The 13,793-nt window shown below is 74.9% G+C and carries 12 protein-coding genes and 1 pseudogene; 2 read left to right on the top strand and 11 right to left on the bottom strand.

Going from position 1 to position 13,793, the window contains the following annotated elements; genetic code table 11:
* Window positions 1-28: 28 nt before the first annotated feature.
* Window positions 29-973, bottom strand: coding sequence for a DNA primase (locus tag GA0070614_RS19755; protein WP_088977356.1), 945 nt, complete (start codon window positions 971-973; stop codon window positions 29-31).
* A gap of 118 nt (window positions 974-1,091) precedes the next feature.
* Between GA0070614_RS19755 and GA0070614_RS19760 the strand changes: the two genes are divergently transcribed.
* Window positions 1,092-1,430, top strand: coding sequence for a PadR family transcriptional regulator (locus GA0070614_RS19760; RefSeq protein ID WP_088977357.1), 339 nt, complete (start codon window positions 1,092-1,094; stop codon window positions 1,428-1,430).
* 116 nt (window positions 1,431-1,546) lie between these two features.
* Here GA0070614_RS19760 and GA0070614_RS19765 read toward each other — a convergent pair whose 3' ends face one another.
* From GA0070614_RS19765 to deoC, 10 genes and pseudogenes are all read right to left on the bottom strand, one after another.
* Window positions 1,547-2,215, bottom strand: coding sequence for a permease prefix domain 1-containing protein (locus GA0070614_RS19765; protein ID WP_088977358.1), 669 nt, complete (start codon window positions 2,213-2,215; stop codon window positions 1,547-1,549).
* 166 nt (window positions 2,216-2,381) lie between these two features.
* Window positions 2,382-4,208 (bottom strand): annotated as a pseudogene (gene cydC, locus GA0070614_RS19770) (thiol reductant ABC exporter subunit CydC); the annotation flags it as partial.
* Window positions 4,133-5,833 (bottom strand): thiol reductant ABC exporter subunit CydD, encoded by a 1,701-nt coding sequence (gene cydD / locus GA0070614_RS19775; RefSeq protein ID WP_088977360.1) that lies wholly within the window; start codon window positions 5,831-5,833, stop codon window positions 4,133-4,135. The pseudogene cydC and the gene cydD, both read right to left, overlap by 76 nt.
* Window positions 5,830-6,834, bottom strand: a complete 1,005-nt coding sequence (locus GA0070614_RS19780) for a cytochrome d ubiquinol oxidase subunit II (protein WP_088977361.1) — start codon at window positions 6,832-6,834, stop codon at window positions 5,830-5,832. The genes cydD and GA0070614_RS19780 overlap by 4 nt, the downstream gene beginning before the upstream one ends.
* A gap of 12 nt (window positions 6,835-6,846) precedes the next feature.
* Window positions 6,847-8,097 (bottom strand): cytochrome ubiquinol oxidase subunit I, encoded by a 1,251-nt coding sequence (locus tag GA0070614_RS19785; protein ID WP_088977362.1) that lies wholly within the window; start codon window positions 8,095-8,097, stop codon window positions 6,847-6,849.
* Window positions 8,098-8,216: 119 nt separating this feature from the next.
* Complete coding sequence (locus tag GA0070614_RS19790; protein ID WP_088977363.1) at window positions 8,217-9,122, bottom strand: M56 family metallopeptidase; 906 nt, start codon at window positions 9,120-9,122, stop codon at window positions 8,217-8,219.
* 11 nt (window positions 9,123-9,133) lie between these two features.
* Window positions 9,134-9,565: a BlaI/MecI/CopY family transcriptional regulator gene (locus GA0070614_RS19795; RefSeq protein ID WP_088977364.1), complete on the bottom strand. Its 432-nt coding sequence runs from the start codon at window positions 9,563-9,565 to the stop codon at window positions 9,134-9,136.
* Window positions 9,566-9,759: 194 nt separating this feature from the next.
* Window positions 9,760-10,584, bottom strand: coding sequence for an aldehyde dehydrogenase family protein (locus GA0070614_RS19800; protein WP_088977365.1), 825 nt, complete (start codon window positions 10,582-10,584; stop codon window positions 9,760-9,762).
* Window positions 10,577-12,007: an aldehyde dehydrogenase family protein gene (locus GA0070614_RS19805; RefSeq protein WP_088979531.1), complete on the bottom strand. Its 1,431-nt coding sequence runs from the start codon at window positions 12,005-12,007 to the stop codon at window positions 10,577-10,579. The genes GA0070614_RS19800 and GA0070614_RS19805 overlap by 8 nt, the downstream gene beginning before the upstream one ends.
* Before the next feature lie 5 nt (window positions 12,008-12,012).
* Window positions 12,013-12,972, bottom strand: coding sequence for a deoxyribose-phosphate aldolase (gene deoC / locus GA0070614_RS19810; protein ID WP_088977366.1), 960 nt, complete (start codon window positions 12,970-12,972; stop codon window positions 12,013-12,015).
* A gap of 136 nt (window positions 12,973-13,108) precedes the next feature.
* Between deoC and upp the strand changes: the two genes are divergently transcribed.
* Entirely contained in the window at window positions 13,109-13,741 is a 633-nt protein-coding gene (gene upp, locus GA0070614_RS19815) for a uracil phosphoribosyltransferase (RefSeq protein WP_088977367.1), read from the top strand.
* The last annotated feature ends 52 nt before the right edge of the window (window positions 13,742-13,793 follow it).

Genomic DNA, 13,793 nt, shown 5'->3' on the forward strand with positions numbered 1-13,793 from the left:
GCCAGAGACTGATGCTCCCCGCTCGGGGTCAGTCGCGCCAGTCCACGACGGCAGAGATCTTGCCGACAATGGTGCGCCAACCCAAACTCGCGGTTTGTGCCCCGATTTTCTTCAGCCGCCGCCGACCGAAGAATCCTCCGATCCCACCATTGACAGACGCGCGCAGCGCCTCGTCCAGATCGTCCAGGCTGGACCCGGCGGAGAGCATGTCCAGCACGGCCGGTAGCCGCAGCGCGTACGCCACGTCACGGGCGACCTCGCCGGCCTCGATCAGCAGCGCCGGGTCCCAGGTGTCGTGCCCGCCGCGCAGGTTCTCCACGACGAGGTCCAGCTCGTAGGTGTCCTCGTCGAGGGGCACCACGTCGGCCGGTTCCACCCGTTCGGACAGTTCATTCCAGCTGTCCAGTTGGGACATGTCGTGGGGCGCGCCGGAGCGGACGAAACTGACCAGCGCCTCGGGGGACTTGAAGAGCAGCAGCCGGCCCTTGTGGGTCAGGAAGAGCGGCACCTCCTCGTCGCCGGCCTCGTCCTGCTCCTCGGCGTCCTCGTCGTCGGTCGAGTCGGCGGCGTCGCCGGCACCCTTGCGCCGCGCGGCCTTCTCCTCGTCCTCGTCCTCCTCGGCGGTGAGGGCGGCGAACTCCTCGTCGAGGATCACCACCTCCTCGTCCTCGTCCTCGGTCTCGACGACCTGACGGCGGGCCAGGAACGGGTCGTCGGAGTCGCGCTCGGCGACGTCGGTCGGGGTCAGCTCCCGGGCCGGCCGGTACGCGCGCAGCGTGAAGCCGGTGCCGGCGGGCAGCGCGATCTCCACCGGGTCGATGCGCACCTCGTCCCAGAGGGCGCGGTCGATCGTGCCGCGCTCCGGCGCGGTCTCGACCGGACCGTCGGTGGCGTCGAGCTCGGGCTCGTCGGCGTCGGGCCGTTGGGGCGACTGGCGGGCCACGCTGACCTCCGTGTGCGTCGGGTTGCGCACTCGCCGGCGTCTCGGGCCGGCCAGTGACTCTGGGCACATACCCTAGTGGTCCGTCCGCCGGGTGCCGACCCCGCACCCCGCTGGCGGTCCGTACGGCCGACAAGTAGCCTAGCTACGTATGAAGGCCCAGTCGCTGCACGGACACCTCGACGCGCTGCTGCTGGCGGTGCTGGAGCAGGGCGCGCTGCACGGTTACGCCATCATCGAGGCGCTGCGCGCCCGCAGCGACGGCAGCCTGGATCTGCCCACCGGCACGATCTACCCGGCGCTGCGGCGGCTGGAGCGGGCCGGTCACGTGGCCAGCTCGTGGAGCACCGTCAACGGGCGGGAGCGGCGCACGTACGAGCTCACCGACTCCGGTCGCCGGGCGTTGGCCGGGGAACGGCAGGGCTGGCACGAGTTCAGCGCCACCGTCGGCCGTTTCCTCGGCCCCGACACCCCGCCCACCCCCGCCTGACCCACCCGGCCACGCCGACGGGCCGGATGGTCGCGGTACGGCATGCGGGGTGTCGCGGTGTCCGCGCGCCCGGACGCCGCGACACGCCGCAAACGGTGCGGATCATGAGGGTGGGGTCAACGGACGGTGGTCAGCCAGGTGTGGGCGGCTCGGCCCAGGAGGACGTAGGCGGCGCCGGCCAGCACTGCTCCGACGATCATCGGCGGCCAGGTCAGCGCGGCCTCCCAGAGCCCCAGCGACCAGGCGAACAGGGCGACCCCGGCGAGCGAGCCGAGCGTGAGCGCGCCGGTGAGCCCCAGCCCGAGCAGCCGGCCCGACGCGGGGACACCGGCCCGGCCCCGGCGGGCTCCCCGCGTCCCGAGCACCAACCCGGCCAGGGCGAGACCGGCGACGGCCAGCCAGATCCCGTTCAACGACGCGGAGAGGAGCAGGTAGCCCTCGGGCGGCGGTGGGCCGGCGCTCCAACTCGACCCCCGCCAGGTGAGGTCGCCCGCGGCGACCAGGACCATCGCCACCGCGAGTGCCCGCAGCGACAGCCCGCGCAGCGCCCCCGCCGCCAGCTCCGCCTGGTAGGCGGGGGCGAGCTGCGCCGGGGTGCCGAACTCGGCCACCGCCCGGCGCTGCGCCTCCGTCGCCGGCAGCCCACCCTCCCGGTACGCCTCGGCGGCGTCGCTCAGCGCGTCCCGCAGCTCGACGATCAGTTCGGTCTTGGCCCGGGCTGGCCCGCGCAGCCGGCCGGCCAACTCGCGCAGTCGCTCCTCCACCACGTCGTCGCACCCCCGCATGCGCTCCAGCCTGCCACCGTCGGCGGGCCGGGGCGTCAGGGAGATCCCCGGAGTCGGCCGGTCGACCGGCCGCTCGTCGGGGCGGGCCTGCGGAGTCCGGAGGCGTCGCGTCCAGGCGCGACGTCCGGAGGGATTGCGTCCAGGCGACGGGCGCCCGGTCCGGGCCTCAGGGGGCCAGGGCCAGGTAGCCCCGCTCGGCGGCCTCCTGGAGCCGCCACTGGTCCCGGTACCAGCCGGGGACGGCCACCAGGTCGGCGTGCCGGCCGCGCTGGACGATCCGCCCGGCGTCGAGCACCACGACCTCGTCCAGCCCGTCGAGGCCGCTGAGCCGGTGGCTGATCAGCAGCACCGAGTGCCCCGCCGGGGTGGCGGCCAGCGTCGAGGCGAGCACCGCGTCGGCGGCGGACGGGTCCAGCCCCTCGGTCGGCTCGTCGAGCACCAGCACCGGCGGTGCGGCGAGCAGCGCCCGGGCCAGGGCGAGCCGCTGCCGCTGCCCGCCGGAGAGCTGCCCGCCCTCCTCGCCGACCACGGTGTCCCAGCCGTCGGGCTGTTCGCGTACCCAGTCCAGCAGGCCGGCGGCGCGGGTCGCGGCGGCCAGCTCCTCCTCGTCCGCGCCCGGACGGCCGAGCAGCAGGTTCTCCCGTACCGAGGCGTGGAAGACGTACGCCTCGGCGAGCAGCCCGCCGACGGCCCGGGGCAGTTCCTCGGCCGGGTACGCCGACAGGTCCTCGCCGTCCAGGGTGACCCGGCCGGCGTCGGGGCGCACCGCGCCGGTGAGCACGGCGGCGAGGGTGCTCTTGCCGGCGCCGCTCGGCCCCACCACGGCGATCCGGCGGCCGGCCGGCAGGTCCAGGTCGAACCCGTCCAGGGCGGGCGCCGCGCCGTCGCGGTAGCGCACGCGTACCCCCTCGAAGCGCACGTGGTGCGACCCGGCGGGGTCGACGCTCCGGCCGGCGGCCGGCGGTGGGCCGGGCTCGACCGGCGCGGCGAGCAGGTCGGCGACCCGGGCCAGGCCGGCCCGTAGCTGGGTCCGTTGCCGGGCCGCGCCGACCAGGGCCAGCGCGATCTCCACGGCGGCGAGGGCGCCGACGGCCAGCACGCCGACCAGCACCCCGCCCACCTCGGCGCGCAGCGCGACGAGCACCACCCCGGCGGCGGTCAGCCCGGCGACGAGGACCCCGGCCGCGTCGACCGCGAAGCCGGTCGCGGCGAGCCGGCGCTCCAGCCGGGCCAGCCGGTCGGCCCGTTCGGTGGCGGCGCGCAGCGCCCGCCCGGTGGCGCCGAAGGCGGCCAGGTCGGCGGCGCCGTGGGTGAGGTCCACCGCGTCGGTGGCGAGCGCCCCGCGCAGCGGCGCCACCTCGTCGGCGGCGCGTCGGGTCAGCGCGGTGGCCAGCGCCGGCAACGCCACCCCGGCGACGAGCAGCCCCAGCGCGAGCACCCCGGCGGCGGGCGGCGAGACCAGCGCGGCCCCACCGACGGCCAACAGGCCGACCAGGGCCGCCGCGGCGCCCGGCACCAGGACCCGCAGCAGCAGGTCCTGGACGGCCTCGACGTCGGAGACGAGTCGACTCAGCGCGTCGCCGGTGCGCTGCCCGGCGGGTCCCCGGCGGGCGGCGAGGGTGGCGAAGACCCGGGCCCGTACGTCGGTGATCATGCGGAGCACCGCGTCGTGCCCGGCGAGGCGTTCGGTGTAGCGGAACACGCCCCGGCTGATCGCCAGGGCCCGGACGGCGACGATGGCGACGGTCAGCCGGTCCAGCGGGGGCCGGCCGGCGGCGCTCATCAGCAGCCAGGTGGCGGTGGCCATCAGGGCCAGCCCGGCGAGTTCGGTGGCCGTGGCGAGCAGCCCGGCGCCGGCCAGCCGGCCCAGGTACGGGCGGGCCAGCCGCAGGACGGTCCGCTCGGCGGAACCTCGGCTCATCGGGTCGCCTCCCCGGCCGGCGCCCGGGTCAGCTCGGTGACCCGCCCGTCCTCCACGCGCAGGATCCGGTCGGCGTCGTCCAGCAGCGCGGGCCGGTGGGCGACCAGCAGCGCGGTCCGCCCCGCGACCAGTCGCCGGGTCGCCGCGAGCACCACCGCCTCGCTGGCCGTGTCGAGCCGGGCGGTGGGCTCGTCGAGGAGCACCAGCGGGGCGTCCCGGAGGAAGGCCCGGGCCAGCGCCACCCGCTGCCGCTGCCCGCTGGACAGCCCGTGCCCGCGCTCGCCCAGCGTGGTGGCCAGCCCGTCGGGCAGGGCCGCGACGACGTCGTCCAGCGCCGCGTCGGCGACCGCCGTGGCGAGCGCCGCGTCGGAGGTGTCGGGGGCGCCGAGGCGGATGTTGTCGGCCAGCGAGGCGGCGAAGAGGTGGGCCCGCTGCGGGACCCAGGCGACCTGCCGCCGCCAGGCGTCCGGGTCCACCCCGGCCAGGTCGACACCGTCCACGGTGACCCGGCCGGCGGTCGGGCGGACGAAGCCGAGCAGCAGGCCGAGCAGGGTGCTCTTGCCGGCGCCGCTGGGGCCGACGACGGCGATCCGTTCGCCGGGCCGGACGGTCAGCGTGACGTTCCGCAGCGCGGTCGTCCGCTCGTACTCGACGGTGACGTTCTCGAAGCGGATCTCGGCGTGTCCGCCCGGGGCGGCGGCGGGCGCGGCGGCCGGGGCGGCGGCCGGGGCGGCCGGGGCGGCGGCGGCCGGGGCGGCGGTGACGGTGAGCGCCTCGTCCAGCGCGGCCAACCCCTCCATGCTGGCGTGGAACCGGCTGCCGGCCGCCCGCAGCGGCAGGTACGCCTCCGGCGTGAGCAGCAGCACCAGCAGCGCGGTGGAGAGGGTGATCCCGCCGCCGAGCAGCCGGATGCCGACCGGCACCGCGACCAGCGCCACCGAGAGGGTGGCGACCAGTTCCAGCACCAGCGCGGAGAGGAAGGCGATGCGCAGCGTCTTCATGGTGGCGACCCGGTGGCCGTCGGCCATCCGACGCACCACGTCGGTCTGGGCCCGGGCCCGGCCGAAGGCGCGCAGCGTGGGCAGCCCGGCGACCATGTCGAGGAAGTGCCCGCCGAGCAGCGACAGCCGCCGCCACTGCCGTTCGGTGGCGGCCTGCGCCTGCCAGCCGAGCAGCGCGCCGAAGACCGGGATCAGCGGGATGGTCAGCGCGACGATCAGCGCCGAGCCCCAGTCGGCGAAGACCAGCCGGGCCAGCACGGCCACCGGCACGGTCACGCTCAGCACGAGCTGGGGGAGGTAGCCGGTGAAGTAGGCGTCGAGCGCGTCCAGGCCGCGCCCGGTGAGGGTGGCGAGCCGGCCGGCCCGCTGGCCGGCGACCCAGCCGGGCCCGTGTCGGCCGACGGCGGCGAGCAGGTCCGCGCGCAGGGTCGCCTTCACGGTGGCCGCGGCCCGGGCCGCCACGGTGCCCTGCGCCCAGGTGACCAGCGCGCGGGCGCCGACGGCGGCGACGAAGGCGGCCAGCGCGACGGTGTCGAGCCGGCCGCCGAACGCGGTGGCCAGCACCGTGGCCAGGGCGGTGGCCTGCCCCACGACCAGCAGCGCCGTGACCCCGCCGAGGACCGCGAGCACGGCGAGGTCGCGCCGGGCCGCGGGGACCCGGCGCAGCAGACGCGGGTCGAAGGGACGGCGGTTCACCAGTACACCGGTGCCCTGCCGTCGGTCCGTCCCCGGAAAACCCACCAGCACATCGCCTGAAAGCCTAGTAGGGCCGGCAGGAGCGGAATCGTGAGCCAGCCCAGCAGCCGCAGCGTCGGCCCGCTCGCCGCCGCCTCGGCCACGGTCAGGGTGGCTGCCGGGTCGACCGTGGAGACCAGCACGGCGGGCCAGAGCGTCGCCCCGACCAGCGCCACCGGCAGCGCCAGCGCCGCCCCGGTGGCGGCGAAGGCCACCCCGGGCCGCCGCCGGGCGAGCGCCGCGCGGGCCACCAGCAGCGCCGTGACCAGCGCCGACGGCAGCAGTACGGCGGCCGTCGGCTGCTGCACGGTGGCGCGTACCCGGTCGGAGAGCAGGCCCAGGGCGGTGGCGGCGACGACCGCGACGACCGCCACCGGGACGAGCCGTCCGGCCAGCCGGCCGAGGGCGGCGGCGTCGGCGGCCGGCAGCCGCAGCGTGAGGAAGGTCGCACCGTGCGCCGCGACCAGGGCGAGCATCGCGAGCCCGGTGGCGGCGGCGAACGGGGTGGCCAGGTGGGTCACTCCGGCGACGTGGCCGTCGGCGTGCAGGGGTACGCCCTGCAACAGCCCGCCGAGCAGCCCGCCCCAGCCGAACGCGGCGAGCGCGCTGCCGACCACCACCACCCGGTCCCACCCGGCGCGGGCGGCGGCGCTGCGGGGCCGGCTGCGCAGCTGCACGCCGACGGTCACCAGGATCACCCCGACCAGCGCGCCGACCACGACCGGGTAGAAGCCGGAGAGCAGTTCCCCTTCGAGGGTGGGGAACGCGCCGAAGAGGATGCCGACGAAGGCCACCAGCCACACCTCGTTGCCGAGGAAGAACGGGCCGAGCGCGGTGAGGCCGGCGCGGCGGGTGGCCGGGCCGCCCCGGGCGAGCAGCAGCCCGACGCCGTAGTCGTAGCCACCGAGGACGAGGTAGCTGGCGAAGAAGAGGCCGAGCAGGGCGTACCAGGCGAGTTCCACGGGGGTCTCTCCTCAGGCGAAGGCGGGCGCGGGGCGGGGCTCGTCGTCCGGGGTGCCGGGCGGCCGGCCGAGCGCGGGGTCGGCGGCGCCCCGGGCGGCGTGCCGGGCGAGCAGCGTCCAGTTGGTGACCGCGAGCGCGCCGAGCAGCAGGCTGAACCCGATCAGCGAGGCGAGCATGAGCCCGGGGTCGACCCTGGAGACGGCCTGCTCGGTGGGGAGCAGCCCGTACGCCACCCAGGGCTGGCGGCCGACCTCGCGGGCGATCCAGCCGAGGATCACCGCGACGAACGGCAGTGGCAGGGCGAGCATGGTCAGCCAGAGCGGGAAGCGCAGCCGGATGATCCAGTCCCGCCAGAGCAGCGGCAGCAGCAGCCAGACGGCGCCGAGGGTGAAGCCGATCAGGATCATGAAGCCGAGCCCGACGCTGGCGAGCGCCGGTGGGGTGTAGTCACCGGGGCCGAACCGGGCGGTCCACTCGGCGACCAGCGCGTCGGCGGCCGGACTGCCGCCGAACTTGGTGGGCTGCACCTGCCCGATCGGGCCGAACTGGGCGAAGCCGAAGCCCTGCACCAGGGTCACCGCGCCGGCCGCGGTGACCAGGCCGAGCCGCAGCGAGGTGCGGAACAGCGCGAAGTCGGGGGTCCGCCGCAGCAGGTGCCAGGCGCTGACGGCGGCCATCAGGATCCCGCCGGTGAGCAGCGCGGCGGCGACGACGTGCCCGAACGCCATGCCGAAGGTGGGGTTGGTGAGCAGCGCGCCGAAGTCGGTGAGGTGGGCGATGCCGTCGCGCACCTCGTATCCGACCGGGTTCTGCAGCCAGGCGTTCGCCACCATGATCCAGAAGGCCGAGGCGTACGCGGTGAGCGCGACCCCCCAGAGCAGCGCGAGGTGCACCCCCCGGCGCAGCCGGTGCCAGCCGAAGATCCACATGCCGAGGAACGTCGACTCCAGGAAGAACGCCACGAGCGTCTCGATCGCCAGGGGTGCGCCGAAGACGTTGCCGACGTAGCGCGACAGCCCGCTCCAGTTCAGCCCGAACTGGAACTCCATGACGATGCCGGTGGCGATGCCAAGCACGTAGTTGATCACGTAGAGCTGCCCCCAGAAGCGGGTCAGCCGCTCCCACTTCGGGTTGCCGGTGAGGAACCAGGCGGTCTGCATGCCGACCAGCAGGGTGACCAGGCCGAGGGTGACCACCACGAAGAGGAAGTGGATCGAGGTGGTGGTGGCGAACTGCAGGCGCGCGAGGAGCAGGGTGTCCATGACCGCTCTCCAGGAGTTGGCTCTCTTGTCGTAGCGACCCTACAAGTAGGGACGCTACATATCCCTCGGCGACGATCCCTAGGGGAGACCCGGATTTCCGACCGCCCGTCGCGGGCCGGTCAGCTCAGGAAGAGCGAGACCGGCAGGGCGACCAGGGTGGCCGCGACGGCCAGCGCGGTGGCCCCGATGACCCGGGGCGGCCGGTCGGCGACCATCAGCCGCTGCACCCGCACGTCCAGATCGGTGTCGCCCATGCCGAGCGCGCCCGCCGGGGTGATCCGGTCGCCGCAGGCGGCGAAGCGGCGCAGCGCCCCCGCCAGCGGGGCCTCGGCGTGCAGCTCCCGGGCCTTGTCGTCGGCCCGCATCTCGACCAGCAGGGCGACCCGCTCGTGCGCGTCGCGTACCCAGCGGAACCAGGGCAGCGCGCGGCGGAGCGCGGTGAACGGCAGCAGCACCAGGTCGTGCCGCTCCTGCGCGTGCGCCCGCTCGTGGGTGAGCACCGCCGCCAGCTCGGCCCGGTCCAGCAGGTCGAGCGTGCCGGCGCTGACCACCACCCGGGGCCGCACCCCGGGCAGGCAGTACGCCGCGGCGCTCGGGTGGTCCAGCACCAGCGCGCCCGGCACCGTGGGGTCCCGGCGGGCGACCAGGGTGAGCAGGTCCCGGTGCCGGCGCTGGGCGCGGACGGTGGCCTGGACGCTGCGGACGGTCGTGGTGAGCAGCACCGCGCCGATGCCGAAGCCGACACCGACCAGGCCCAGGTGCACGGCCCCCACGCCGGCCGGGAGGGTGCCGTGGCCCAGGTCGGCGGCGAGGGCGAGCAGGGCGCTGCCGGTCGGCAGGTCGTACGCGGCCAGGCCGAGCGCCATCGGCAGGCCCATCGCGGAGAGGCCGACCGCCAGCCCGACCGCCTGCCAGCAGACGATCGCGACCCGCGGGGCCCGCCACGTCCAGGTGGACGCGGCCAGGACCTGCGCGGTCAGGTAGCAGGCCAGCATCGACGCGGCGAAGTGCACGGCGAAGGCCACGGCGTCCGTCCCTACCGGTCCGTCGCCTCGTCGGCGGCCCTGCTCCGGCCGGCGCGCGGGTCGTCGATCCGGTCGGTGAGCCCCGCCTGCGCGCCGAGCGCCGCGCGGAGCACGTCCGCCTCGGTGCCGGTGACCGAGCGGGCGAAGCGGACCAGCGCCGCGTCCCGGCTGCCGCCGAGGTCGAGCGCGTCGAGCATGAGCTGGGCGATGTGCGCCTCCCGGCTGGCGGCGGCCCGGTAGCGCCAGGCCCGCCCCTCCCGCCGGCGCTGCACCATGCCCTTGCCGGCCAGCCGGTCCAGCACGGTCATCACCGTCGTGTACGCCAGCTCACGCCCGTCGAGGGCGTCGGCGACCTCCCGCACGGTCACTCCGTCCGACGTGGCGGGGACCGAGTCCCACAACACGTCCATCACCGCACGTTCCAGATCGCCCAGCCGAGTCACCCGCCAATCCTACCCCGCGTAGTAGACCGGCCCACCACCCCGCCGACCGGGAACCCGACGCTGGGCAGCCCCCGTGAGATGGACCCCACGCGGACGCTGCGCCCGAGGGTTTCCGGGGAGCCCGCCCACGCAGGGATCAAGCCTGACCGCCCGGAGTGGGCGGGCTCCCCGGAAACCCCGACAGCGACCCGCGATCACACCCCCTTCGGGTGCCAGACCGTCTTCGTCTCCAGCAGGGTGGTCATCCGGGTGATGCCCGGGTCGCCGGTCCAGTCGTGGTCGGCCGGCGCCGGCCGGAGCACCCGCTTGAGGTTCTGCGCGGCGCTGACCTCCAGGTCGGCCGCCAGCTCGGCGTCGGTGACCCCGGTCAGGTCGATCGCGTTGACGTCCATGTGGCTCGCCAGCGTCGGCACGGTCTCCTTCAGGTGACCGGTGAGGATGTTGACCACCCCGCCGGGCAGGTCGGAGGTGGCCAGCACCTCGGCCAGGGTCACCGCCGCCAGCGGCGCCGACGGCGAGGCCGCCGCCACCACCGTGTTGCCGGTGACGATCGCCGGGGCGATCACGCTGACCAGGCCCAGCAGCGCCGGCTGCTCCGGGGCCACCACGGCCACCACGCCGGTCGGCTCGGGCGCCGACAGGTTGAAGTACGGCCCGGCGACCGGGTTGGCGCCGCCGTAGACCTGGGGGAGCTTGTCGGACCAGCCGGCGTACCAGACCCACCGGTCGATCGCCGCGTCCACCTCGTCGGCCGGGACGCCCAGGGCGACGAACTGCTCGCGCCGGCCCTCCAGCATCTCCGCGACCCGGTAGAGGATCTGACCCCGGTTGTACGCGGTCGCCCCGGCCCACCCCTTCAGGGCGGCGCGGGCGGCCACGACGGCGTCCCGCGCGTCCTTGCGGGAGGCCAGCGACACGTTGGAGTCCTGCACGAGATACGACCGTCCCGACTCGCTGCGCGGGAACTTCCCGCCGATGAAGAGCTTGTACGTCTTGCGTACCGCGACCCGCTCAGACATTGAGGTAGCCCTCCAGCCCGTGCCGGCCGCCCTCGCGACCGTAGCCCGACTCCTTGTAGCCGCCGAACGGCGAGGTGGGGTCGAACTTGTTGAACGTGTTGGCCCACACCACACCGGCGCGCAGCCGGTCGGCCATCCAGAGGATCCGGGAGCCCTTCTCGGTCCAGATCCCCGCCGACAGCCCGTACGGCGTGTTGTTGGCCTTCTCCACGGCCTCGGCCGGGGTCCGGAAGGTCAGCACGGACAGCACCGGGCCGAAGATCTCCTCCCGGGCGATCCGGTGCGCCTGGGTGACCCCGGTGAAGATGGTCGGCGCGAACCAGAAGCCCCGCTCGGGCAGCTCGCACGCGGGCGACCAGCGCTCGGCGCCCTCGGCGGCGCCCGCGTCGGACAGCTCGCGGATCCGGGCGAGCTGGGCGGCCGAGTTGATCGCGCCGATGTCGGTGTTCTTGTCCAGCGGGTCGCCGACGCGCAGCTGGGCCATCCGGCGCTTGAGCGACTCCAGCACCCGGTCGGCGACCGACTCCTGGACCAGCAGCCGGGAGCCGGCGCAGCAGACGTGGCCCTGGTTGAAGAAGATGCCGTTGACGATGCCCTCGACGGCCTGGTCGACCGGGGCGTCGTCGAAGACGATGTTGGCGGCCTTGCCGCCCAGCTCCAGGGTGAGCTTCTTGCGGGTGCCGGCGACCGCCCGGGCGATGGCCCGGCCGACCTCGGTGGAGCCGGTGAAGGCGACCTTGTCCACGCCCGGGTGCTCGACCAGCGCCCGGCCGGTGTCGCCGGCGCCGGTGACGATGTTGACCACGCCGGCCGGCAGGTCGGCCTGCTGGCAGATCTCGGCGAAGAGCAGCGCGGTCAGCGGGGTGGTCTCGGCCGGCTTGAGCACCACCGTGTTGCCCGCCGCCAGCGCCGGGGCGATCTTCCAGGCCAGCATGAGCAGCGGGAAGTTCCACGGGATGACCTGCGCGGCGACACCGAGCGGCCGGGGGTTCGGACCGAACCCGGCGTGCTCCAGCTTGTCGGCCCAGCCGGCGTAGTAGAAGAAGTGCGCGGCGACCAGCGGCAGGTCGACGTCGCGGGACTCCTTGATCGGCTTGCCGTTGTCCAGCGACTCCAGCACGGCCAGCTCGCGGGAGCGCTCCTGGATGATCCGGGCGATCCGGAACAGGTACTTGGCCCGGTCCCGGCCCGGCATCGGGCCCCAGGCCTTCTCGTACGCGGTGCGGGCGGCGCGGACGGCGCGCTCGACGTCCTGGCTGCCGCCCTCGGCGATCTCGGCCAGCACCTCCTCGGAGGCCGGGTTGATCGACTTGAAGCTGCCGCCGTCGGCCGGGTCGACGAACCGTCCGTCGATGAACAGCCCGTAGGAGGGCTTGAGGTCCACCACCGAGCGCGACTCGGGGGCGGGCGCGTATTCGAACATCACTCTCAGTCCAGGGTGAAGTAGTCGGGACCGGAGTAGACGCCGGTCGTCAGCTTGGTGCGCTGCATGAGCAGGTCGTTCAGGAGGCTGGACGCGCCGAAGCGGAACCAGTCCGGGTCCAGCCAGTCCGCGCCGACGGTCTCGTTGACCATCACCAGGTACTTGATCGCGTCCTTGGTGGTCTTGATGCCGCCGGCCGGCTTCACGCCGACCTGCCGCCCGGTGGCGGCGCGGAAGTCGCGGACCGCCTCCAGCATCACCAGGGTCACCGGCAGGGTCGCGGCGACCGGGACCTTGCCGGTGGAGGTCTTGATGAAGTCGCCGCCGGCCAGCATGGCCAGCCAGGAGGCGCGCCGCACGTTGTCGTACGTGGCCAGCTCGCCGGTCTCCAGGATCACCTTCAGGTGGGCGTCCCCGCAGGCTTCCTTGGTGGCCACGATCTCGTCGTAGACCTCCGAGTAGCGGCCGGCCAGGAAGGCGCCCCGGTTGATCACCATGTCGATCTCGTCGGCGCCGGCCTCGACGGCCGCCCGGGTGTCGGCCAGCTTGATCTCCAGCGGGGCCTGGCCGGACGGGAAGGCGGTCGCCACGCTGGCCAGGTGCACCCCAGAGCCACGCAGGACCTCGGCCACGTACGGGACCATCGCCGGGTAGACGCAGACCGCGCCGACGTGCGGGCAGGACGGGTCGGCCGGGTCGGGGCGCAGCGCCTTGGCCGCGAGCGCCCGCACCTTGCCGGGGGTGTCGGCCCCTTCCAGGGTGGTCAGGTCGACCATCCGGATGGCCAGGTCGATGGCCTGGGCCTTGGCCGTGGTCTTGATGGAGCGGGTGCCGAGTTGTGCCGCCCGCTGCTCCGCGCCGACCTGGTCCACGCCCGGCAGGCCGTGCAGGAAGGTCCGCAGAGCGGTCTCGGATCGTCCCAGCTCGGAGAGGTCCGACCGGGCCGACGTCGTCGTCGCCGTCATGCCCCGAATACTACGCATCCGCGAGCCGAGTGATCTTGGTCACGGCGACACCGTCGACAGCGCCACACGTGAGCGGCGTCGCTGGTCGGGCCGCACCCGCAGTGCCGGAGCGGGCGGACCGGTAGGTTGAGCGATCGTGGACGTACACGTCATTGACCACCCGCTCGCCCAGTCGCGGCTGACCGCCATGCGCGACGCCCGCTCCGACTCCTCGTCGTTCCGGGCGGCGCTGCACGAACTCACCACCATGCTGGTGTACGAGGCCGCGCGCTCCTTCCCGGTGGAGAAGTACCCGGTGCAGACCCCGGTCACCGGGACCGAGGGCACCCGGCTGGCCAACCCGCCGCTGCTGGTGCCGGTGCTGCGGGCCGGGCTGGGAATGGCCGACGCCGCCCTCGGCCTGCTGCCGGAGTCGTCGATGGGCTTCGTCGGGCTGGCCCGCGACGAGCAGACGTACGAGCCGCGCGCGTACATGGAGTCGCTGCCCCGCGACCTGACCGGCCTGCCGGTGCTGGTGCTCGACCCGATGCTGGCCACCGGCGGCTCGCTGGAGCACTGCTGCCGGCTGCTCGCGGACCGGGGCTGCACCGACATCACCGTGCTCTGCGTGCTGGCCGCGCCGGTCGGCATCGAGCGGCTGGCCCAGTCCGGCCTGCCGTTGCGCCTGGTCACCGCGTCGATCGACGAGGGGCTGAACGACGACATGTTCATCGTCCCGGGCCTCGGCGACGCCGGTGACCGGCAGTTCGGTGGCATGCCCCGGTTCTGAGCGGCGGGCCGGCCCGCCGTCGGCCCGGGCGCGTTGGGGCGCGGGAGGTGCG

This window comes from Micromonospora coxensis, from assembly GCF_900090295.1.
GTDB lineage: Bacteria > Actinomycetota > Actinomycetes > Mycobacteriales > Micromonosporaceae > Micromonospora > Micromonospora coxensis.